The 22,207-nt window shown below is 43.8% G+C and carries 20 protein-coding genes; 19 read left to right on the top strand and 1 reads right to left on the bottom strand.

Going from position 1 to position 22,207, the window contains the following annotated elements; translation table 11 throughout:
* The first annotated feature begins 60 nt into the window (after positions 1-60).
* The 18 genes from HPT30_RS06975 to sufB all read left to right on the top strand — a co-directional run bounded on the left by HPT30_RS06975 (position 61) and on the right by sufB (position 20,347).
* Positions 61-1,026 carry an amidohydrolase family protein gene (locus HPT30_RS06975; RefSeq protein ID WP_175370704.1) on the top strand — a complete coding sequence of 322 codons (966 nt, stop codon included), beginning with the start codon at positions 61-63 and terminating at the stop codon, positions 1,024-1,026.
* A 33-nt stretch (positions 1,027-1,059) separates the two neighbouring features.
* Positions 1,060-2,427 carry an extracellular solute-binding protein gene (locus HPT30_RS06970; protein WP_175370703.1) on the top strand — a complete coding sequence of 456 codons (1,368 nt, stop codon included), beginning with the start codon at positions 1,060-1,062 and terminating at the stop codon, positions 2,425-2,427.
* 69 nt (positions 2,428-2,496) lie between these two features.
* The gene (locus HPT30_RS06965; RefSeq protein WP_066365035.1) at positions 2,497-3,429 is read left to right on the top strand and encodes a carbohydrate ABC transporter permease; all 933 of its coding nucleotides are present in this window, start codon (positions 2,497-2,499) and stop codon (positions 3,427-3,429) included.
* A 15-nt stretch (positions 3,430-3,444) separates the two neighbouring features.
* A complete protein-coding gene (locus tag HPT30_RS06960; RefSeq protein WP_066365032.1) occupies positions 3,445-4,302 on the top strand; it encodes a carbohydrate ABC transporter permease in 858 nt (285 codons plus the stop codon).
* Positions 4,303-4,322: 20 nt separating this feature from the next.
* On the top strand, positions 4,323-5,633 hold the full coding sequence (locus HPT30_RS06955; RefSeq protein WP_175370702.1) for an LLM class flavin-dependent oxidoreductase: 1,311 nt from the start codon (positions 4,323-4,325) through the stop codon (positions 5,631-5,633).
* Between the two features lie 22 nt (positions 5,634-5,655).
* Entirely contained in the window at positions 5,656-6,501 is an 846-nt protein-coding gene (locus tag HPT30_RS06950) for a sulfurtransferase (protein ID WP_175370701.1), read from the top strand.
* Between the two features lie 220 nt (positions 6,502-6,721).
* Positions 6,722-8,443, top strand: coding sequence for a cache domain-containing sensor histidine kinase (locus HPT30_RS06945; protein WP_175370700.1), 1,722 nt, complete (start codon positions 6,722-6,724; stop codon positions 8,441-8,443).
* A complete protein-coding gene (locus tag HPT30_RS06940) occupies positions 8,436-9,512 on the top strand; it encodes a response regulator transcription factor (RefSeq protein WP_175370699.1) in 1,077 nt (358 codons plus the stop codon). The genes HPT30_RS06945 and HPT30_RS06940 overlap by 8 nt, the downstream gene beginning before the upstream one ends.
* 362 nt (positions 9,513-9,874) lie before the next feature.
* Positions 9,875-11,050: an acyl-CoA dehydrogenase family protein gene (locus tag HPT30_RS06935; RefSeq protein WP_175370743.1), complete on the top strand. Its 1,176-nt coding sequence runs from the start codon at positions 9,875-9,877 to the stop codon at positions 11,048-11,050.
* A 104-nt stretch (positions 11,051-11,154) separates the two neighbouring features.
* Positions 11,155-12,420 (top strand): ABC transporter substrate-binding protein, encoded by a 1,266-nt coding sequence (locus HPT30_RS06930; RefSeq protein ID WP_175370698.1) that lies wholly within the window; start codon positions 11,155-11,157, stop codon positions 12,418-12,420.
* Between the two features lie 140 nt (positions 12,421-12,560).
* Positions 12,561-13,433 carry a carbohydrate ABC transporter permease gene (locus tag HPT30_RS06925; RefSeq protein ID WP_175370697.1) on the top strand — a complete coding sequence of 291 codons (873 nt, stop codon included), beginning with the start codon at positions 12,561-12,563 and terminating at the stop codon, positions 13,431-13,433.
* Positions 13,434-13,435: 2 nt separating this feature from the next.
* Positions 13,436-14,281, top strand: a complete 846-nt coding sequence (locus HPT30_RS06920) for a carbohydrate ABC transporter permease (RefSeq protein WP_175370696.1) — start codon at positions 13,436-13,438, stop codon at positions 14,279-14,281.
* A 32-nt stretch (positions 14,282-14,313) separates the two neighbouring features.
* Positions 14,314-15,729, top strand: a complete 1,416-nt coding sequence (locus tag HPT30_RS06915) for a Sapep family Mn(2+)-dependent dipeptidase (RefSeq protein ID WP_175370695.1) — start codon at positions 14,314-14,316, stop codon at positions 15,727-15,729.
* Between the two features lie 245 nt (positions 15,730-15,974).
* The gene (locus tag HPT30_RS06910; RefSeq protein ID WP_175370694.1) at positions 15,975-16,481 is read left to right on the top strand and encodes a MarR family transcriptional regulator; all 507 of its coding nucleotides are present in this window, start codon (positions 15,975-15,977) and stop codon (positions 16,479-16,481) included.
* 51 nt (positions 16,482-16,532) lie between these two features.
* On the top strand, positions 16,533-16,772 hold the full coding sequence (locus HPT30_RS06905) for a NifU family protein (RefSeq protein ID WP_175370693.1): 240 nt from the start codon (positions 16,533-16,535) through the stop codon (positions 16,770-16,772).
* A gap of 64 nt (positions 16,773-16,836) precedes the next feature.
* Positions 16,837-17,616, top strand: coding sequence for a Fe-S cluster assembly ATPase SufC (gene sufC, locus HPT30_RS06900; RefSeq protein ID WP_175370692.1), 780 nt, complete (start codon positions 16,837-16,839; stop codon positions 17,614-17,616).
* A 17-nt stretch (positions 17,617-17,633) separates the two neighbouring features.
* On the top strand, positions 17,634-18,947 hold the full coding sequence (gene sufD, locus HPT30_RS06895) for a Fe-S cluster assembly protein SufD (RefSeq protein ID WP_175370691.1): 1,314 nt from the start codon (positions 17,634-17,636) through the stop codon (positions 18,945-18,947).
* A gap of 14 nt (positions 18,948-18,961) precedes the next feature.
* Positions 18,962-20,347 (top strand): Fe-S cluster assembly protein SufB, encoded by a 1,386-nt coding sequence (gene sufB / locus HPT30_RS06890; RefSeq protein WP_175370742.1) that lies wholly within the window; start codon positions 18,962-18,964, stop codon positions 20,345-20,347.
* A 116-nt stretch (positions 20,348-20,463) separates the two neighbouring features.
* Here sufB and gap read toward each other — a convergent pair whose 3' ends face one another.
* The gene (gap, locus tag HPT30_RS06885) at positions 20,464-21,474 is read right to left on the bottom strand and encodes a type I glyceraldehyde-3-phosphate dehydrogenase (protein ID WP_175370690.1); all 1,011 of its coding nucleotides are present in this window, start codon (positions 21,472-21,474) and stop codon (positions 20,464-20,466) included.
* Between the two features lie 234 nt (positions 21,475-21,708).
* Between gap and HPT30_RS06880 the strand changes: the two genes are divergently transcribed.
* Positions 21,709-22,207: TetR/AcrR family transcriptional regulator (locus tag HPT30_RS06880; RefSeq protein ID WP_175370689.1), on the top strand; the 499-nt coding region annotated here is incomplete at its 3' end.

Below are 22,207 nucleotides of genomic sequence, written 5' to 3'. Positions count from 1 at the left end.
AAGTAACGACCGAGCCCTACGTTTGAATCAGAATCAGTCAAAAGAAATGGAGTGATCGGGATGTTTCGCAAATCGTTCAAAGTGTTTGATATTCACGGACATCTACCTTACCAGCTTCAATTAGGCAGCAAAAATAGTCATGCACTTATTTCAAGCTACGGCGCCGAGCGCAGCGAACGAATGCGTCTGACCTGGGACTTTCCCGAACCGGCACCTGTACATGATGAGAGTGATACTACTCCGCTAATTGATCGATGGGTTCAGGAGCTTGATAAATACGGAATTGGTGGACTGAACTTTCTGACAGCCTTAAATAATGACAATATGGCTGACCAAATTTCCAGACACCCAGACCGCTTTACGGGCTTTGCTTATCATTCGATTGAGGAGGAAGGTGCGGAGGCTGAGCTGCGCAGAGCTGTCAATGAGCTTGGCTTGAAGGGCTACAAATTGTTTGGACCGTTAATCTCACGCCCCTTTGATGATCCTTCTTTCACACCGATTTGGAACTTTTTATCTGAAAAGAAACTGCCTGTACTCATACACTTCGGCTTGCTAGGTCATGCGGGAGGGATCGCTCATCATCCCAATATTAGTCCGCTTGCTATTTTTAATACGGCTCGTGATTATCCCGATATTCCATTCATCATTCCGCACTTCGGCGCTGGATATTTTCAGGAATTGCTGCACCTATGCTGGAGCTGTCCGAATGTGTATGTGGATACGTCAGGCTCTAACCAATGGATGCGCTGGATGCCATACGAGCTAACTTTAGAATCTGTATTACGCAAAACTTATGAGCTAATCGGACCAGACCGGATCATTTTCGGAACAGATGCTAGCGGTTTTCCAAGAGGCTTCCCTTATCGCTACTTACAGGATCAAGTTCGTGCCGCACGTGATCTTCGTATACCCGAAGACGATATTGAAAAAATATTCGGCAATAATGCGCGTCGCTTATTGAACCTGAAACAGCTACGACATGATGAAGTTACCTCAAATTCAAGCTTGTCCAAGCAAGGTTAGTATAGACATTTTATAAAAATGGGAGTGGATATCATGCAAAATAAAAAAGGGATAAAATCAATCACAACCTTGCTCGCCATCATTTTGGTGCTTGCTGGATGCAGCAGTAACAGTAGCGGTAGTAGTAATGATAAAAAAGAAAATGCAAAGCCGTCCAATGCAGCGACCGAACCTACAGCTTCGGAAAAGAGTGAGCCGGAAAAAGAAGTATCGATTGAATATTGGCAATATGAATTTCCAGCTAAAGTCGAGCTGATTGATGAACTCATTACAGAATTCCAAACCCTTCATCCCAATATTAAGGTCAAGCAAACCAACTTCCCCTATGACCAATATAATCAAAAAGTAGCCACGCTCGTACCCGCAGGAAAAGGCCCGGATATTATTAATCTCTATTATGGCTGGTTACCGAAATATGTTGCCGCAGGCTACTTGCAGCCACTGCCTCAAGACAGCTTCCCTACTGCGGAAATTGAAAAAGACTACTACCCGCTCGTTGAAGCCGCCAAAATCGACGGCTCCTATTACGCCATTCCTACCGCAGTGCGCACACTCGCTTTATTTTATAACAAAGACCTGCTAGACAAGGCACAAATCAAGGAGCTTCCAACGACTTGGGAGCAGCTTGTAGAGGACTCTATAAAACTAACAGAAAAGGATGCTAAAGGTCAGTTTGTTGTAGAAGGCTTGGCATGGGAACCTGGGGCGCAGCTGCATCACTGGTATCGTGATGGTCTTCTGCCTCAAGCGGGCGGCCAGGATTTAAGCGAAGATCGCCGCAAAATTCTATGGGCTGATACGCCAGCTGGCTTGGAAGCTTTCCAATACTTGCTCGATTTCGCCATCAAGCATAAGGTTGGAATTAACGGCTTTTATGAAAATGATAGCAATGCTTTTATGAATGGCTTCGCAGCACTCAATATTGACGGTTCGTTCCGTCTAGGCTCCATTAAGAAGGATTTTGCGAATTTGAATTTTGGAGTTGCGCCACTCCCATCATATAAAGCCCAGTCAACACCATCCTCGTTCTGGGCGAATGCAATCCCGAAAAACGTAGAAGGGGATAAGCTAAAAGCCGCTACGGAGTTTCTGAAATTTTTAACAAGCAAAGAAGTTCAAGAGAAATGGGTGGACCGGATCGGGGAACTGCCTGCACAGAAAGCAGTAGCAAGCCAGGATAAATATGTGAAGGATGAGAAGCTCGGACCTTTCATCACGCAGCTTGATCATAGCCGTGCGCATTTCTTCATCGATGAGACGCAAGAAAAAACTCTGTTTGTCGATGCGACCAATGAAGTATTGGTAAACCATGTTTCTGTCGAGAAGGCCTTTAACGATCTTGTGGCAAAAGTGCAGAAGCTCTACGATGACTACTGGGCTGAGGTCGACAAGAAAAAATAATAGCAGGATCAGCGGCGCTTAGCTCATTGCTAGCGCCCTATCCTTCTTTAAAGGGAGGAAATATTAGAGATGCTCACACATGTCATCAGACTCACTGCCCGAAAAAGCAGGGAGCTGTTCCGTGTAAGGCTGTCCTATCAGACGCAGCGATACCTGTTTATTTATATCGTGCTGGGTATACCGTTATTGTATTTCCTCAGCACACGCATGCTCCCCATCTTCTATGCCTTTAATGTAAGCGTAAGGGAATGGAATTTGTTGTCCTCAGAGAAGCCCTTCGTCGGTTTTGAGAATTTCAGCACCATATTCAGCGATGAAATTTTTAGTAAATCTATTTTAAATACATTCAAATTTGTTCTTATAGGCGTCCCAGGCCAGCTCATTGCGGGTCTAGCTGTTGCTTTGCTTCTGCAAAGCATTTATCGTTTTCGTGGCTTTTTTCGAACGATCTATTTTATCCCTTACGTGACAAGCATTGTCGCCGTTAGCTGGGTATTCCGTTGGATTCTCATGCGTAATGGCTGGTTGAATGAAGTGCTGCTACAGTTAGGGATAGAGCCGCAATTATTCCTGCAATCTCCACGCCAAGCACTAATTCTGGTGACATTAACGATGATCTGGCAAAGCATCGGCTTCCAAATGCTGGTGTTTATGACTGGGTTAGAGGCGATACCTAGAATGTATTATGAAGCTGCGTCTATTGACGGAGCAAGCGGATGGCGGAAATTTGTTCATATTACGCTGCCTTTACTGAATCCTGTGATCGTATTTTCAGCAGTGATTGGTGTCATCTCTTATCTGCAATCCTTTGGGCAAGTGCTAAGTATGACTAATGGGGGACCTCTAAACAGCACAACAACGATGGTCCTCTACATTTACAATTTAGCGTTCCAGCAGTTCAAGATGGGCAGAGCAGCGGCTGCCACGGTAGTGCTATTTGCGATTATTTTAGTGCTCACTCTACTGCAATTAAAAGTCTTGAATAAAAAAGTAGAATATTAATAGGAGGACGCTCCAATGAGCTCAGCAAGGGAAGTCCAAGGTAGCAAGAGATTACCCGTTAAGAAGCTTCATACGGCACTCATTTACTTATTGCTCATTATCGGTGTCGGGATTATGCTGTTTCCTTTTTTATGGATGGTCGCTACTTCTTTTAAAATTCCGCAGGATGTATATAACTTGAGCCTGATCCCAGAGACCATAACATTCGATAACTATGCTACGATTTTTAAAAAGGCTCCGTTTGGCGACTGGATCAAAAATACACTTATTATTTCTTTAATTGGAACCGCCACGGTTGTTATTTTTGATACAGCAGCAGGCTACGTACTCGCCAAATTTTCTTTTATCGGCAAGCAGGTTATTTTTCTTATCATCATTAGCACGATTATGGTGCCAACGGAAATGCTTATTATTCCATGGTATTTGATTGCCAACGAGTTTGGATGGTCAGATACCAATTGGGGTGTGTTGTTCCCTAGTATTATTACAGCCTTTGGGATCTTTCTTATGAGGCAATTTATGGACTCTATCCCCTCTGAGCTGCTGGATGCCGCCCGCATCGATGGTCTTAATGAGTGGCGTATTCTGCTTAATATAGCGATTCCTCTCGTAAAGCCTGCTATCGTTACCCTAATCATTCTCACGTTTATTGGAAACTGGAACCAGTTCATTTGGCCGCTGATCGTGCTACAAACGGAAGAGAAGTTCACATTGCCTGTCGGGATTGTTTATTTCTCCAGTGAGCTCAAGGATACAAGTAACTGGATTCTGATTATGGCTGGAACAACGATTTCAATTGCGCCGCTGATCTTGTTATTCCTTATTTTTCAAAAGCAAATTATACGTGGTATCGCACTAAGTGGTATGAAATAAGAGGAGTAAAGGTGATAACGATGAGCGAACAAAGTCGTAGAATGATATTAAACCTGGCTCTCCAAAATTCTGGTTCCCACAAAGGCGCATGGCGCCATGAGAGCACACAGTTAAAAGATATTCACGACATCAAGCAGTATCTTCGCATTGCTCAAAAAGCTGAAGCGGCTCGCATCGACTCGCTTTTTATTGCAGATGGTCTATCCATTGAAGCTACAGCGGTGCAATATAGTCCGATTTTTGGGTTTGAGCCTCTGACCTTACTTTCGTCAATCGCAACTGTAACGGAACGGATTGGTTTAATCGCTACTGTATCCACTACGTTCAACGAGCCTTATAATTTAGCTAGATTATTGTCATCGCTGGACCATATTAGTGGGGGGCGAGCGGGCTGGAACATTGTAACGACGGGGGTTGAGCGAACAGCGTTTAATTTTGGACTATCGGAATTACCCCCTCATGCGGAACGCTATGAGCGTGCCCGTGAATTTACAGAGGTGGCCTTAAAGCTATGGAATAGCTGGGAATCTGACGCGCTTGTGCAGGATAAAGAATCAGGGGTGTATGCGCAGGTCGATAAGGTACACGAGATCCACCATGAGGGGAAGTTCTATTCCGTACGCGGAGCATTAAACCTTATGCGCTCACCTCAAGGCAGACCTCTTCTGATCCAAGCTGGCGCCTCTGAGGACGGTAGAAATCTTGCTGCTGGGTTTGCAGAATTACTGTTCACGATTCAGCAGTCCATTGAGGATGCACGTATCTTTTACAAAAACATTAAAGATAGAGCCATAGCAGCTGGACGATCCCCCGAGCAGATTAAGATCCTGCCAGCCCTTCATGTCATCGTCTCTGAAAATGAAGAAGATGCGCTTAAAATCGCTACGGAGCTTCAGCAGCTCGCACCTATTAAAAGAGCGGTTATGTCATTATCCAACCTGCTTGGCATTGATTTCTCGGGATATCCACTGGATGAGCCGTTCCCCGAGCTACCGGATAGAAGTGGAGGAAACGCATATCAATCCTTTTATCAAATGGTGCAAAAAGTAGTGAATAATCAGACGGTAACCCTTCGGGAACTCCTTGAGAAGCATTGGGTTGGGCATGGTCAGCTGAACATAGCAGGGACGCCAAAGCAAATAGCTGATACTATGGAGGAATGGTTTATAAGTGGTGCTGCCGATGGCTTTACAGTTATGCCTGAGCTGGCAAGCGGGGGAGCAGAAGCGTTCCTTGATCTGGTTGTTCCTGAATTACAACGCCGTGGCTTATTTCCAACAAGCTATACAGGGCACACGCTAAGGGAGAATTTAGGCTTCGAGCCACTTTAATTGTAGAGGGGAGTTTGTTATTTTGACGGATCAACATTCATCATATCCTAACGGTCATCTGCTTGTAGATAGCGAATGGCTGGAAGAGCATAGAGGCGGGCCAGATTTGATCCTGCTTGATGCTAGAGCCAATAACTACGAAATTTCGCATATTCCGGGTGCTTACTGGCTGAATGTCAAAGCATTAAAAGAACCTGTTCAAAAATCGATTGTTCCTAAAGAGCAGGTACAACAATTGTTAGAAGGCTTCGGGATCACCAATGAGTCAACGATTGTAATTTATGACGAAGGTAATAATGTGCTTGCCACACGTGCCTTTTATGTTCTTGAGTATTACGGGCTGCGAGATCAATTGAAGCTTCTTAATGGCGGCTTTGCGGCATGGACGGCAGAAGGTTATGAGGTCTCTAGTGATCAGCCGTCACCTCGCAGAGAGAGTTCAATAAGTCTAAACGCTAACCCGCTGCTCATTACTTCCAAAGAGGAACTTCAGGCAGGACTACAGAATGTTATTCTGCTTGATACACGTAACATCTTGGAGTATACCGGTGAGGATCAGCGTAACAATAGAAGAGGAGGGCGTATTCCTGGTGCGATTCATAAAGAATGGCGTGACGCACTCCAGGAAACAGACGAGAGGGGAGTTACCCGGTTTAAGGATAACTCCACCTTGGAAAGAGAGTTTGCCGAAGCCGGTCTTCAGCGGGAGCGAATCATTATCCCTTATTGCCAAACCAACCAACGCGGGGCACATACCTATTTTGTGTTACGTTTACTTGGATATCCCGATATCCGCCCGTATGAGGGATCCTGGGAGGAATGGGGGAACGATGAGTTTACGGAGATTGAGTTAGTTGGTAGAAGCTAAAAAATCAACGTTTATATATCATCGATAATCTTGATTTATTTTAATATAGCCCATAAAGTCCGCGTCTCAGATCGTCAGAAATTTAGAAAACTTCGATATTCCCAACAACTATACTCTTATTCCCTTATTGTTTTACTAGGGAATATAGAGTATTTTTTATTAGAGCATTGTCTCCGGGATACGATAGAAGCGGTTAGACGGGGCAAGGGGAGAATTCAGAATGAAAATAAGAATCAGGCATAAGCTGGTGTTGTTTGTATTGATCGGTGTTCTACTGACGAGTGGCATCAGCCTTTTATATGTACAAAATATGCATAAGTTATATGAACAGCTTGTCTATGAACAAACTAGTGAAAAGCTATATTTGTATTCAGAGCGAATTGAGGACAAGCTAGCCGCCATTGACCGAATGACACAATCGATCGCAAGTGACGCTGACATTCAGCAAGGGCTGGAGAAGATCAAGCAGAGCAAGAATAGTCGCGAAACCTATTATGCGATTCATGCGATGGAAGAGAAGCTGTTATCCTACCGTTTTTTTAATTATCCGATTCGCTCTGTGGCGATTATTGATTATTGGGGCAAGGGTTACTGGCTGGGCACAACCAAGGATGAGACTGCACCAGCTTATAGTAAGCAATTTATTGCAATGGCCGCTCAGAAGGAAGGGGGCAGTCTGTGGAAGGGTGGGGAAAGAGATTCCAAGATTTTTACTTCCTTAAGGGAAATAAGGGGAGTGAAGAGTATGGATTTTCCATCGTTAGGAACGTTAATTGTTCGGGTGAATGCGGATGATTTGATTGAATCCATGGGCTCCAATCCGTCATCCTCCAATAATAAGTTGCTCATCTATGAAGATCATACCCCAATCTATTGGAATGATGAGCAGTGGAAAGCTAAGCCGATGCCAAGCTCTTTAATACAGAATGAACGCTCAGGTGAGCGCTATGAGATGGTCACGTTAAATCGTCATAAGTATTTAAGTACCTTATCTACAATGAGCTTTACAGGTTGGACATTGGTGAATCTGGTACCTTATGAATCGTTATTTCAGAAAGCTATTTTGATGAAGAAAATCCTACTGCTTTTATATACGCTCATTCTGATCTCGCTTGTGTGGATCGGCTTAATTTTTGCAAGAAGCATTACACGTCCCTTGGAGACGCTGGCTGTTCGGATGAGCAAGGTAGAGCAAGGTGATTTTGCCACTTATCGAGAAGAGCCTGTGAGGAATAGGGATGAAATCGGATGGTTAACGAATAGCTTTGACAAAATGACCGCCTCATTAGACCGCTTAATTAAGGATAATTACATCAAACAAATCCATATCAAGGAGTCTCAGTATGAAGCACTGAAGGCGAAGCTGAATCCTCATTTTCTGTACAATACGTTAGATTCTATTAACTGGCTGGCACGCAGACAGGGACAAGAGCGCATCTCCAGTATGGTTAAAGCTTTGGGTGATATGTTGCGAAGCACAACAAGCCGAAAGGAAATGGTCATGTTACAGGAAGAAATTCAGCATGTACATAACTATTTACTCATTCAGAAATATCGTTTTGAAGAACGGCTGCAATGTGAAATCAATATCCCTGATGATTTAAACAGCTGTTATATTCCTGCAATCATCCTCCAGCCTATCGTTGAAAATGCTATAAAGTACGGTATTGATGAATTAACAGGAGAGTGTCACATTACGATTAGCGGGGAGCGTTTTGGCGAGCAATTAGAGATTTGGATTGCGGATCAAGGTCCAGGGATGGACACGCATTATTTAGAGCAAGGCCCGGGAGAGGGCATTGGACTAAGAAGCATTCATGAGCGTTTGCGATTACTGTACGGAGAGCCCTATGGTATTGGGATTTTGGAAGGCATGGATCAAGGAACCATTATTCGAATTACAATTCCTGTTTTATTGAAGGAGGGAAATAGTCATGTCTAGCTATCGGGTATTAATCGTCGATGATGAACGGATGGCAAGAGAAGGAATTGCAGAAGCCATAGACTGGATTACCCTTGGTATGGAGTTGGTAGGGACAGCTATTAATGGACAGCAGGCATTAGAGAAGATTCAAGAGCTCCAGCCGGATGTAGTCATTACGGATATTAAAATGCCTATTATTGACGGACTTCAATTAATTGAGCAGGGCTCAAAGATTTCTTCCCAGATTGTCTTTATTGTATTGTCAGGATTCGGAGAGTTTGAACTGGCTACTCAGGCGATGCGTTTTGGGGTGCGACGGTATTTACTAAAGCCAAGTGATGAGCATGAGATTACTGAGGCTTTGCAGTGGTCTAAGGGCGAGGTAGATGTTATTCGTAGTAATGCTGCGGGCAACATTGCTTCAAGCATGCCCCAAAATCAAGGAATCCTTTCTTCCTCTATCCCTAGTGATTTGCTCCAGGCGATTGTTGATGGTGATGAAGCCCAATTAATGAAGATATCGAGATCATGGATCGAGCAATTATTAAGTAAGGGGTTATCCTTACTTACCATTCAAGACAATAATAATCATGTCCTGTCCTACATACGCAATCAGTTGAAATCAGAACATGGCATTAGTACAGCAGCTACAGTTGTAGGGGGGCAAGATATACAAGCGTTCCAGAAGGAGTTAGGCAAGCTGTATACAAGCTATCATTACCGTAAGATTGATAAGAAGGCGATGCTGGTTATAAAAATAAAGCAATTAACGATCCAGCATATTCAGAATGGACAGCTTTCTTTGCAATGGCTGGCGCAGCATTATTTATTTCTTAACTCTGAGTATTTGGGTAAGCTGTTTCGACAAGATACAGGAGAGAAATACACTCAGTTCTTGACCTCTGTTCGCATGAAGAAGGCGAAGGAGCTATTGCTTTTACATCCTACATTGAAAATATATGAAGTAGCTGAACAATGTGGATTTGAGCAAGATCCGCAGTATTTTTCCAATGTGTTCAAGAAATTTTATGGATTTACACCCAATGAATATCGTAAACAGCATTTAGCGGACAGCTATATAAGATGAACAAAAGAAAGTAACAAAAAAGCGAGAAGGAACGAAGGGGAATGGTTGGAACTGTAGGAGCGAAAGCGATCGCCTAAAAGCTTTCCGAAGGAAAGCTCGCATCGAAAGCATAAGTTGCCCAGATTTCAACCGCTAGAAGCGGTTTAATCGAAGAAATCTGGGGACAACAGCGACCGGAAGTCCAAATATTCACCGTAGTGACGACCGAAATTTAAGTGGAGAGCTTAAGCTAAAGTTCGTCTTATATATTACGGCTTTTTACAATAAAAAACTCGGATTTTTTATATTCAATTTTTAAGGAAATAACATTACTATTAAACGAAGTAAACCACTATGGATTATGAGAAAGGCAGTTGTTAATGATGACATACTCTGATTCTTCAGATCGTTTTATACGAAATGAGCGGGAAGCAAAAATTGCAGCAAGAGCAGATCAGCTGGCAGGGATTTTTGCAGAGCGAGCTCCTAAGCATGATCTTGAAGGGACATTTCCCTTTGAGAATTTTAATGAGTTAAGAGATAGCGGATACCTTGCTCTTACCGTACCAAAGCAATATGGAGGAGAGGAAGCATCGATTTACGAACTGGTTCTTTCTCAAGAGCGACTGGCAAGAGGAGACGGCTCCACTGCACTGGCAATCGGGTGGCATATTGGTTTATTGAAGCAGCTTCATCTATCAGGTGCAATTCCAGAAGAGCTTTTTAGTGAGCTATGTCTTGAGGTTGTAAATGATGGGCTAGTATTGAACGAACTGGTAAGTGAGCGAGCAATGGGCAGTCCGACCCGTGGTGGTAAGCCTGAGACGACAGCCGTTAAAGTTGAGGGTGGCTGGCGGATTACGGGTCAGAAATCGTACTGTACGTTAAGTCCGATTCTTAACAAGTTTATTATTGCAGCTACGATGTCAGATACCGATACTGTAGGATCATTTCTCGTAGAAGCTGGCGATGGCGTTGAAGTGCTGGAGACATGGAACACGATGGGCATGCGTTCCACTGGCAGTCATGATGTTGCCATGAAAGAGGTATTTGTTCCGGACCGATATCTCATTCGTGGAAAAGCAAGTGATCAGCTGCGTAAGCCTGTCCCAACAGACGGTAACATGCTGCATATTCCTGCTTGTTATCTCGGAATTGCACATGGTGCCAGGGATTTCGCCCTTTCATTTGCAGCGAACCATCAGCCTAATTCATTACAAGTCCCAATCGCTGAGCTGCCGAATATTAAGCGTCTAATTGGAGAAATTGAACTTGATTTAATTACAGCAAGAACCTTCCTTTATGATACTGCAGATCGTTGGGATAAGGAAAAGGATAATCGCGAAAATTTGAAGATTGAGCTAGGTGTTGCCAAGCATCTTGCTACCAATGCGGCACTACGTGTGGTTGATCACGCGATGAGAATTGTAGGCGGCTTGAGCCTTTCTAAGAGTTACCCGCTGGAGCGTATGTATCGCGATGTTCGTGCAGGACTTCATAATCCGCCAATGGACGATGTTGTCATTACGAATTTAGCGAATCGTGCATTAGGGAAGTAAGTGCCCTGGGGACAACAGCGACCAGAAGTCCAAACATTCACCGTAGTGACGACCAAGCCTTAAGTGAGAATTTTAATCGTCTTATATAGATAGGGGAGAAAGAGATGAAAAGAACTGCAAAGCTATCTGTTACAGCTATGTTATTAATGTCCATTATTCTGACGGCATGCGGAAAGGAAGACGCAGCAGAGAACGGAAATGCAAGCAAGAGTGATGTTGTTAAAATCGAGTTTTTCCAGCAGCAGGGTGAGGAAGCCATACAAAATGCTTATCACGAAATTATCGCTGATTTTACAAAGGAAAATCCGAATATCGTAATTAATATGAATACCGTGCCTGACCCGGTTAAAGTATTAACCTCCCGTTTTGCAACAAATGATATTCCACCCCTATTTACTGATTTTCCTACACAGCTTCAATTTAAGGAAAAAGTAAAAAATGGCTACATCGAAAACTTAAGCGATCAACCCTTTATCAAAGATGTTAACGAAAAATATTTGGATATGACTGCGGCAGATGACGGTGGATACTACTCTTTGCCGTATGCTCGAAATTACATGGCAGTCTACTATAATATCGATCTATTCGAACAAAATAACGTGAACATCCCAACCACCTATGCTGAATTTATCGAAGCCTGCAAACTATTCCAAAGCAAAGGCATTACACCACTCTATCTTCCATTGAAGGATGTAGGTCATATCTTCCAAGCAACGAACATTGCTTTTGCACCTGGTGGTGTTGAAGAAATGGTTAAAGTGGCTAATGGCGAAGGTCAAGTGGAAGGCAATCAGGTATTCTTGGAATTTGCTAAGAAGCTCAAAGAACTAACACAGTATGCTAATAAGGATGCTTTTGGTGTGAGTGCTCAAATGATGCAGGAAGCCTTTGCTAATGGTCAAGCCGCTATGATTATTTCTGGCTCATACGGTCGTGGGAATATTAAGCTTGCTAACCCTAATTTGAAATTCGGTGCGTTCCCGCTTCCCAATGATACTGTAGATACAACGACAGCTTTATCAGGCGTCAATGCTTCCTTGTCCATCTCCGCAAAAGCAAAGCCTGAGGAAAAAGAAGCTGCGCTTACCTTCTTAAAGTATATTGCCCGACCTGAGGTTGCTCAGAAATGGTCTGATCTATCTGGCGAACCTTCCATCATTAAGGGTACAACCTATGGCGATCAATATTTACAGCCTATCCTTGATTTTATCGACAATGGTCGAGTTCATGACTGGATGTCTTCAACGCTCCAAAGTGCGATCGTAACGGAGCTATATAGTACAACTCAAGGTTATCTCATTAATAACGAGACGCCTGAGCAATACCTGAAGAACATTGATGAGACGATCAAGCTTAACGCTGTTAAGTAATCAATTTCATAAATCTATAAGTGAGCGTGAAATTGATTTAAGTAAAAACAATAGCTTTGAACGGAGCGACAATTTGAGCATTCAAATTGTCGTTCCCTATTTACAAGCTTCACGTAACAATGAGATGAGGAAGGTGCAGCATGATAGGCAAATTTCTAGAACGCTCAACTTATTTCTTATTCACGGTTCCGGCTATCATTCTGTATACACTATTTTTTGCTTATGCAGTTATTGTAGGGATTCAATATAGCTTTACAGATTGGAATGGGATTAGTTCTAGCTACAATTATGTAGGGTTTAGTAACTATGTGGAGCTATGGAATAACCCGAATTTTAGGGACTCATTATTAGTTACTGGAAAATATGCAGTAATGCTTGTAGCAGGAGTAATGAGTCTGTCATTAATTTTAGCTTTAAGCTTAAATTCTCTTAAGAAGCTGCAAACCTTTACCAAGTCGATATATTTCGTGCCGGCCATCATTAGTGCTGTAACCATTTCTTTAATTTGGGACCAGATATTTGTGCGAGTCATTCCTCCGATTGGTCAGGCCTTAAACATTATGGAATTATTCCAAAGTCCTTTAGCCCATCCCAAGTATGCTTTGTTTGCTGTTGTGATTGTTAACATTTGGCAGGCCGTGGCCTTGCCGACCCTTATCTTTATTGCAGGCTTGCAATCTGTTCCCTCCGAGCTGTATGAAGCGGGGAGAATTGATGGGGCCAGTACCTTTAACCGTTTTCGTTATATTACATTTCCATTTCTAATTCCGACGATTACCGTAAATATGGTGCTTGCGATTAAATCAGGTATCACTTCCTTTGACTATGCCTATACCCTGACAGGTGGCGGTCCAATAAAATCCACCAATGTTATTGGGATTATGATCTATAATGATGCATTTCAGAACTTAAAGTTTGCGATGGCTAATGCAGAGTCAGTCATATTGTTCATTGTTATTGCAGTGCTATCTTTTATCCAAATTAAACTAACACGTAAAGGTGGTGTCCATTAAGTATGAATGTATCGATACGAAAAGAAGGGCTTGGCTGGCGTATTCTCCGAAATATCATTTTACTTATTGGAATCATCATTATATTGGGGCCGATGTATCTTGTTATCATTAATTCCTTTAAGACATTAGAAGAAGCTGGTAAAGGTTTTTTCAGTTTTCCCAAAGCCTTGAATTTTTCGAATTACGCAGAGCTGCTGTCTAAGGGGAATTACTGGAGAGTGGTATGGAATACGGCCTTGATTACAGTCGGATCTGTATTCATCGTTCTCGTCATTAATCCTACCGTTTCTTATGCTATTGCCCGTAACCGTCATAAAAAATATTATAAATTTTTATATCTCTATATCCTGTTAGGATTGTTTGTGCCCTTTCAAGTGATTATGCTTCCTTTAACTAAAATCATGACCAATATGAATCTGTTAAATCCGTTTGGACTCATTTTATTATATGGAGCGCTTAGCTTAACAAGAGGGGTATTTCTGCTCGTCAATTATATTGAAGGGATGCCCACCGAAATTGAAGAGGCGGCAAGAATTGATGGCTGTAGCACCTTTCAAATCTATTATCTGGTTACATTACGTTTAATTATGCCGATGCTGGTGACGCTTATCATTATGGATTCATTATGGTTCTGGAATGATTTTATGCTTCCATTACTAATTTTGAATAAAGCGAAGGAGTTTTGGACACTCCCCTTATTTCAATATAACTTCAAGACCGAATATTCCTTCAATTACACCATGGCCTTCACTTCGTATTTAATGGCGATGTTGCCTATTATCGTGATCTATGCAGCCGGTCAGAAGTACATTATCGCTGGGCTAACAGAAGGTGCAATAAAAGGATAATGACAAGATACTCTAAGATCGGGGGAAAGGTAATGAGGGGTTTAGCTATTGAAGAGCAGATTGAACAATGGATTGAGAAGCATAAGGCAGAGCTATTAGAAGACATTGCCGGATTAGTAAGTATTCCAAGTGTAGCCAGCTATGATCCATCCTCTCCTTATCCATTCGGGGAAAAGTGTGCGGAGGCGATTCAGTACATATTGAATTTAGGCCAACGACATGGCTTGCAAACGTTTAATCGGGAGTACTATTGTGCAGAAATTCGTATTGGAGATGAATCAAAGCGATCTGTAGGCATTTGGGGACATGTCGATGTTGTTCCTGCAGGAGAGGGGTGGAGCTACCCGCCCTTTTTTTGTACGCAGAAGGAGAGTTTTCTCATCGGCAGAGGTGTACAGGATAATAAAGGTGCAGTCATTGCCGTTCTTTATGCACTCAGATTTATTCAGGAGCTGGGTATCCCGTTAAACTATCAGCTGCAGCATATTATCGGAAGTGGCGAGGAAATAGGTATGCTTGATGCTGCGTATTATCGTGAGCATTATGATGCCCCTGACTTTAATATTGTGGCGGACAGCGGATTTCCGGTCTGTTATGGAGAAAAGGGAATGCTCTCGGTTACCTTAAGCTGTGATATTGCAGATTCATCTATCCTTCGTATACAGGGGGGAGTGGCTTCTAATAGTGTGCCTGGTTATGCTGAACTTATTGTACGACGTGATGAAGCAGCGGTCGCCAAGCTAAGCCTTCTGCCATCTCATATTCAGTATAGTCAGACGGAAGAGGAGATTACTTTATTCGCAGCCGGCAAGTCCGGACACGCAGCATTTCCTGAAGGGACAAGTAATGCGATAGCGATTCTTCTAGAGCCCTTGCTGCGAAGTGCATGGTTTGAGGAGTCTACACACAAGCAACTGGAGAACATTTATGATATTTGCAGTCATTATGATGGAAAGGCATTAGGCATACATTGTGAGGATAAGCTTTCTGGAGCTTTAACATGTGTCGGAACGTTATTACAAGGGCGGGATGGACGGCTGGAGTTGGAGTTAAATATTCGCTACCCTATTCATCAGTCATCCCAGGTGCTGCTGCAGCAGTTGCAGAAGAGTGGCTTTACCCTGACTAATATTCATGATAGTGAGCCGAGTTATTATGATCCCGATACGCCAGAGGTAAAGTGTCTCATGGATGTTTATCAAGTCGTAACAGGAGAGCTTGCGGAGCCATTTGTAATGGGTGGAGGTACTTATGCCAGAAAGCTGCCTCATGCAGTAGGCTTTGGCCCTGGCTTGCCGACTGATTTCTCATCGCTTGATCTGCCTCCTGGTCATGGCCAGATTCACGGCCCGGATGAGGTGCAGTCCATTCCTAATCTGATTACTGCGTTAAAAATTTATATTGTAGCGTTATTAGATTTCAATGAGCTGTACCAATCATCTAACTAACAGTCTATTCAGACTGTTTTTTTATTATCAATGGGGTAAGCAGGAACTTTTTCAAATGACATTGATAATTATTATCAATCGTGCTATGATTTAATCGTTAACTAGTTAACAAAAATGATATCACTGAGAAATGGTGGTGAACAACTTCTTTGATTTCGGTGGATGAATTGATCGTCAGTAGTTGTCGTGTTACGATAATATTGTTAACCATCTAACAATTTATCACTGGAGGTTTTACGATTACGATGAGTCATTCGGCCGAAATGAAACAATATATATACGGATTGTATTGGAAAACCGCTCATTTAAGTGAACAGTACGGAAGTCTGGAGTTTAAAGAGTTTTTGCAAATAGCTAGAGAGAAGGGGATTTTTGAATATCCTGCTAATCTTACAGCTGTTCACGTCATTGACTGTATTGGCAATAATGAACCCATTAACAATACAGCACTTGCAGAAAAAATGGACTTAACGAAAGCGAGCATAACAAAGATAACGACCAAATTGTTGGAAGATGATTTTATTGAGCGGATCCGTCTTAATGATAACAAGAAGGAAATTCATTTCAGATTAACGGCAAAAGCTCAGGAATTATACGTACTGCACGCAAAGCTGCACAAGGAGGAGCAGGACCGGTATTTCCGGTTTTTAGAACGCTACACTAGCGAAGAATTAAGTTTTATCAAGCGGTTTTATCAAGACATGATTGATGAATTAGAGGAAAGAATGAGCGAAAGAAAGGCCATTGATTAACTAAATGCGAACAGTGAAGACGGCAGTATCCTCTATGAAAGGAGTTATGAAATGAGAGGTTCAGAGGAATTGTTCGAAGCGGTAGATGATGTACTTAGAAAACTGCGTCCTTTTTTAATTCGTGATGGCGGGGATGCGGAATTGGTTGAGGTTAAGGACGGAGTGGCTAAAATGAAATTTTTGGGAGCCTGTAATGGCTGTCCCAGTGCAACAATCACATTGAAGGCTGGCATTGAACGGGCCATTTTTGAAGAAGTCGATGGAATTCATGAAGTTCTTCAAGTTTTCTAAAAGATGTGTCCGGATAGAGAAGTCTGCGTTGTAACAATAATTTTATAGAGAGGAATCGACCCTAATGAAAACGAGGCTAACTATTAATGGCTTAAAAGCTGTTATTGAAGGTAAGGAGATCTTGAAAGGATTCGACCTGGAAATTAAAGGCGGGGAAATTCATGCGGTCATGGGGCCGAATGGAACGGGGAAAAGCACGCTGGCCTCAGCTTTGATGGGGCATCCTAAATATGAAGTCACTAGCGGGAACGTCACCTTAAACGGTGAAGATCTGCTAGAAATGGATGTAGATGAGCGGGCGAGAGCAGGTCTATTCCTGGCGATGCAGTATCCAAGTGAAATTGCTGGTGTGACGAATTCTGATTTCCTGCGCAGCGCGGTTAATGCCAGACGTGAAGAAGGAGACGAGATTTCCCTTATTAAATTCATTCGTCAGATGGAGTCCCAGATGAAAACACTAGAGATGAATCCTGAGTTTATGCACCGTTATTTAAATGAAGGCTTCTCTGGCGGTGAGAAGAAACGAAATGAGATTCTGCAGATGATGATGCTGGAACCGAAAATTGCCATCCTGGACGAAATTGATTCAGGGCTTGATATCGATGCGCTGAGAATTGTGGCTGAGGGCGTGAACGCGCTTAGACATGAGGACCGTGGTTTCTTGATCATCACGCATTATCAGCGCCTGCTCAATTATATCAAACCGGACTTCGTTCATGTCATGATGCAAGGCCGAATTGTGAAATCAGGCGGCCCTGAACTTGCAGAACGTCTGGAAGCAGAAGGGTATGAATGGGTGAAGGCAGAGCTTGGCATTGAGGACGAGACCGTAGGTCAAGATTAGGGCGAGGAGGAGCAGCAATGAGTGTGAACAGAACGCTGTTATCGGTGGATAAAAGCAGCCTGATTGATTTTATTTCAACGCGGGAAGAGCCGGAATGGATCTTGGCTGAGCGACTGCAAGCGCTAGAGCTTGTTGAGCAGCTGCCATACCCGAAGCTTGAGAAGACGAGACTGGAGCAATGGGACTTTGGACTTCTTGGTTCCCACGTGCAACCGCGGCGTGTGTCATCGTTGCAAGAACTGCCGGCGGGGGCAGCGAGTCATGTGGTTTCCGAAAATGTGATCGTAGGCCGGAATTCGGGCGTTGCTTTTATTCGCTTGTCTGATGAGCTAGAAGGTAAAGGTGTTATCTTTACAGATCTGGATATAGCGGTCAGAGATCATACCGATCTTGTTCGACCTTATTATATGAGAGCAATTCATGCAAATGAAAATATCATTACAGCATTACATGCTACTGCCAGAACAGGCGGCGTGTTTCTCTATGTACCTGAGAATGTACATATTGAGGTTCCACTCCAAGCGTTATTCGTACAGGATCAGGCTGATGCGATCCACATGCCGCATGTGCTGATTGTTGCTGAAGCGAACAGCTGCGTGACGTTCATCGAGAATGTGATATCGTCTCTTGGCAGTACCGGAAGCTATTCTACTAATGGAATGCTCGAAGTCTTCGTCAAGCCGGGGGCGAAGGTTAGCATTGTATCAATTCACAATGTGGAGGCATCCGTAATTGATACGACTTACCGCAGAGCAGTGGTTGAAGCAGATGGGGCGATCGAATGGATTATCGGTGAATTAAACGAAGGGAATGCCGTGAGCGATACAACAACTCTTATTCAAGGGACCGGCGCCTCCTCGGATGCCAAGATCATTTGTGTCGGAAAAGGGGGGCAGAAGCTGGATCTGACCACCCGCGCGGTTCATTTTGGCAAACATACGGATAGCGATATGCTTACCAAAGCAGTAATGACCGGGCAGTCTACGGCGATCATCAACGGGATTACAAAGATTGAGAAGGGGGCGAGCGGGACGAATGGCCAGCAGACAGAACGGGTACTGATGCTCAGCCCAGAGGCACGCGGAGATGCGAATCCGATCCTGTTAATTGATGAAGATGATGTCAAAGCAGGCCATGCAGCCAGTGTAGGACAAGTCAATGCGGAACAGTTATATTATCTAATGTCCAGAGGAATTAACAAAGAGGAGGCGCAGCGGCTGATTATTAATGGTTTTCTGATGCCGGTCATTGCAGAGATTCCCTATGAAGATGTGCAGGACCAAATCATACAATTAGTCGAACGTAAGCTTGGAATAAAAGGAGGTGCTTGAACGTGGCCAAACAAATGCCAGAGCTGGGTGATTACAAATATGGGTTTCGGGATACCCATCAATCCGTGTTTCAAGCGGGTAAAGGATTAAATCGTGAGATTGTTGCCGCCATTTCAGAAATGAAAGGGGAGCCGGCATGGATGCTCGATTTTCGCTTGAAAGCGCTGGAGCAATTTTATGCTATGCCAACCCCGCAGTGGGGCGGCGATCTGTCGGATCTGGATTTTGATGATATCCGCTATTATGTGAAGCCTTCAGAGAAGCAAGGGAAGACCTGGGAAGAGGTGCCATCGGAGATTAAGGAGACCTTCGATAAGCTCGGCATTCCTGAGGCGGAGCAGAAGTATCTGGCTGGCGTGTCTGCACAATACGAATCCGAAGTAGTTTACCATAGCATGAAGGAAGATTTGCAGGCACAAGGCGTTATTTTCACAGATACGGACACAGCACTGCGCGAGCATCCCGAACTGTTCCGTCAATATTTCGGTACGATCATTCCGCCATCCGATAATAAATTTGCAGCACTGAACAGTGCGGTATGGTCCGGAGGCAGCTTCATCTATGTACCGAAAGGCATCAAATGCGAGATCCCGCTGCAGGCGTATTTCCGCATTAACTCGGAGAACATGGGTCAGTTTGAGCGGACTTTGATTATCACGGATGAGGACAGTTTTGTGCATTATGTAGAAGGCTGTACAGCACCGATCTATAGTACGAATTCTCTGCACAGCGCCGTCGTTGAGATTATTTGCCGTAAAAATTCGCGTGCCCGATACACGACTATTCAAAACTGGGCCCCGAACATCTACAATCTCGTGACCAAACGTGCGGTTGCGGAGGAAAATGCCACGATGGAATGGGTGGACGGAAATATCGGTTCGAAGCTGACGATGAAATATCCGTCTGTTGTGCTCAAAGGCCGCGGCGCGAAAGGTTCTGTGCTCTCCATTGCAGTTGCAGGAAAGGGACAGCGGCAGGATGCGGGCGCTAAAATGATTCATCTCGCGCCAGAGACAACGTCAACTATTGTGTCAAAATCAATCAGTAAGCACGGCGGGAATGTAACCTACCGCGGCTTGGCGTCCTTCGGCCGTAATTCAGAAGGCTCCAAGTCGAATGTAAAATGCGATACCCTTATTTTGGACCCGCAATCGACTTCAGATACCATTCCATATAACGAGATCAAGAACGACAATATTATACTAGAGCATGAAGCGACGGTCTCTAAGGTGTCAGAGGATCAGTTGTTCTATCTCATGAGCCGTGGTCTGAACGAAGCTGAGGCCACCCAGATGATTGTTATGGGCTTTATCGAACCTTTTACAAAGGAACTGCCCATGGAATATGCGGTTGAGATGAACCGGTTGATCAAGTTCGAAATGGAAGGCAGTATCGGTTAGATCACACGGATTATTAAGTGAAAATCTTGTTATTGCACAGAGAGCCTAAAGGTCAAAAACGGGTGCTATCCTCGAATGAGGATAACACCCGTTTTTTGGCATATGCTTGCAGCCAGTTACTTGGCGATTTTTGCAAAATATTCTAAGGTTCTAACCAGTTGGGCGGTGTAGGACATTTCATTATCGTACCAGGCTACGGTTTTCACCAGTTGTTGGTCGCCTACAGTTAGAACTTTTGTTTGCGTGGCATCAAAGAGGGAGCCGAATGTCATTCCCTTCACATCGGAAGAGACGATTTGGTCTTCTGTATATCCGTACGTGTCCGGATCAGATGCTTCTTTCATAGCGGCATTCACTTCATCCACTGTTACTTTGGTGTTCAATACGGCTACGAGTTCCGTTACAGAGCCTGTTGCTACAGGCACACGTTGAGATGCACCATCCAGTTTGCCCTTCAGTTCGGGAAGAACGAGGCCAATAGCTTTTGCCGCACCGGTGGAATAAGGAACAATATTCTCTGCAGCCGCCCGTGCTGCGCGGAAGTCACCTTTTGCGTCCGGAGCGTCAAGGGTGTTCTGGTTGCCTGTATAAGCGTGAACGGTTGTCATCAACCCGGATTGAATGCCAAACTTATTGTTCAGAGCATTAGCCATAGGAGCCAGACAGTTCGTTGTGCAGGAAGCGCCGGAAATGACGGTTTCTGTTCCATCCAGTGTCTCATGATTGACGTTATACACGATGGTCTTCATGTCGCCTGTTGCCGGAGCGGAAATAACGACTTTCTTTGCTCCGCCTTTCAGGTGAAGCTCAGCCTTTTCTTTGGTGGTGAAGAAACCAGTACATTCGAGTACGATATCTACGCCAAGCTCGCCCCAAGGAATTTCTTCAGGGTTACGGGTAGCTAACACTTTAACTTCTTTACCGTTAACAGCAAAGGCTCCATCCTGAACTTCGATGTCTCCATGGAAAGTGCCTTGCGTAGTATCATATTTGAGCAGATGAGCCAGCATTTTTGCGTCAGTTAGATCGTTGATGGCCACAACCTCGATATTGTCCACTTCTTGAATTCGACGAAAAGCGAGTCTTCCGATCCGCCCAAAACCGTTAATACCTACTTTTACACTCATTGAAAGTTCCTCCTGTTTTCGTTCGAAATCCATTCCACGCATTAGTTTGCCCATTAGACCTTAAAGGTAAGCACTGAGCCGATGCCAAACAAGATTGCCTTTGGAATGGGTTAGTTTTATAATAAATGATACCGATCGGTATCTTTATTATATCAGGAATTAAGACATTGGCAAGGCTTCGGCCGTAAAATTTGATATAATGTTAGATTAGAATAAGATCATTCGGAGGAACCTATGAAAAAAGGAGATCGTACTAGAGAGCACATTATTATGAAATCGGCAGCAATCTTTAATCAGAGAGGGTATGCCGGTACATCGTTAAACGATATTATTGCCGACACCGGAATTAAGAAGGGGGGCATCTATCGGCATTTTACAAGTAAAGATGAGATTGCGCTTGAAGCCTACAATTACGCTGCCAGTTTGGTTAGCGGGAAATTTGCCGAGGCGGTCGACCGAGAGCAGTCTGCGTCAGGGCGGTTACTTGCATTTTTTCGTGTGTATGAGGATGTTGTTGATAATCCGCCATTTGTTGGCGGATGCCCCATGCAGAATACAGCAGTAGAAAGTGACGATACGCATACGGAGCTTCGTGACCGGGCAAGGCAAGGACTGCATAACCATTTGGATATGATGAAAAGTATTATTCGTGACGGGATTAAAGCTGGGGAGTTTAGGGGAGATCTGGATTCGGATGCGCTTGCTTCATTTGCATTTTCCTTGTTGGAAGGAG

The sequence above is a fragment of the Paenibacillus agri genome (assembly GCF_013359945.1).
Lineage (GTDB): Bacteria > Bacillota > Bacilli > Paenibacillales > Paenibacillaceae > Paenibacillus_AQ > Paenibacillus_AQ agri.
This window is presented reverse-complemented; position numbering and strand designations above follow the sequence as displayed.

Bases quoted from the DNA above. Each gene is read 5' to 3' on its own strand.
- HPT30_RS06975 (WP_175370704.1), top strand. From the start codon at position 61: ATGTTTCGCAAATCGTTCAAAGTGTTTGATATTCACGGACATCTACCT.
- HPT30_RS06970 (WP_175370703.1), top strand. From the start codon at position 1,060: ATGCAAAATAAAAAAGGGATAAAATCAATCACAACCTTGCTCGCCATC.
- HPT30_RS06965 (WP_066365035.1), top strand. From the start codon at position 2,497: ATGCTCACACATGTCATCAGACTCACTGCCCGAAAAAGCAGGGAGCTG.
- HPT30_RS06960 (WP_066365032.1), top strand. From the start codon at position 3,445: ATGAGCTCAGCAAGGGAAGTCCAAGGTAGCAAGAGATTACCCGTTAAG.
- HPT30_RS06955 (WP_175370702.1), top strand. From the start codon at position 4,323: ATGAGCGAACAAAGTCGTAGAATGATATTAAACCTGGCTCTCCAAAAT.
- HPT30_RS06945 (WP_175370700.1), top strand. From the start codon at position 6,722: ATGAAAATAAGAATCAGGCATAAGCTGGTGTTGTTTGTATTGATCGGT.
- HPT30_RS06940 (WP_175370699.1), top strand. From the start codon at position 8,436: ATGTCTAGCTATCGGGTATTAATCGTCGATGATGAACGGATGGCAAGA.
- HPT30_RS06935 (WP_175370743.1), top strand. From the start codon at position 9,875: ATGACATACTCTGATTCTTCAGATCGTTTTATACGAAATGAGCGGGAA.
- HPT30_RS06930 (WP_175370698.1), top strand. From the start codon at position 11,155: ATGAAAAGAACTGCAAAGCTATCTGTTACAGCTATGTTATTAATGTCC.
- HPT30_RS06925 (WP_175370697.1), top strand. From the start codon at position 12,561: ATGATAGGCAAATTTCTAGAACGCTCAACTTATTTCTTATTCACGGTT.
- HPT30_RS06920 (WP_175370696.1), top strand. From the start codon at position 13,436: ATGAATGTATCGATACGAAAAGAAGGGCTTGGCTGGCGTATTCTCCGA.
- HPT30_RS06915 (WP_175370695.1), top strand. From the start codon at position 14,314: ATGAGGGGTTTAGCTATTGAAGAGCAGATTGAACAATGGATTGAGAAG.
- HPT30_RS06910 (WP_175370694.1), top strand. From the start codon at position 15,975: ATGAGTCATTCGGCCGAAATGAAACAATATATATACGGATTGTATTGG.
- HPT30_RS06905 (WP_175370693.1), top strand. From the start codon at position 16,533: ATGAGAGGTTCAGAGGAATTGTTCGAAGCGGTAGATGATGTACTTAGA.
- sufC (WP_175370692.1), top strand. From the start codon at position 16,837: ATGAAAACGAGGCTAACTATTAATGGCTTAAAAGCTGTTATTGAAGGT.
- sufD (WP_175370691.1), top strand. From the start codon at position 17,634: ATGAGTGTGAACAGAACGCTGTTATCGGTGGATAAAAGCAGCCTGATT.
- sufB (WP_175370742.1), top strand. From the start codon at position 18,962: ATGCCAGAGCTGGGTGATTACAAATATGGGTTTCGGGATACCCATCAA.
- gap (WP_175370690.1), bottom strand. From the start codon at position 21,474: ATGAGTGTAAAAGTAGGTATTAACGGTTTTGGGCGGATCGGAAGACTC.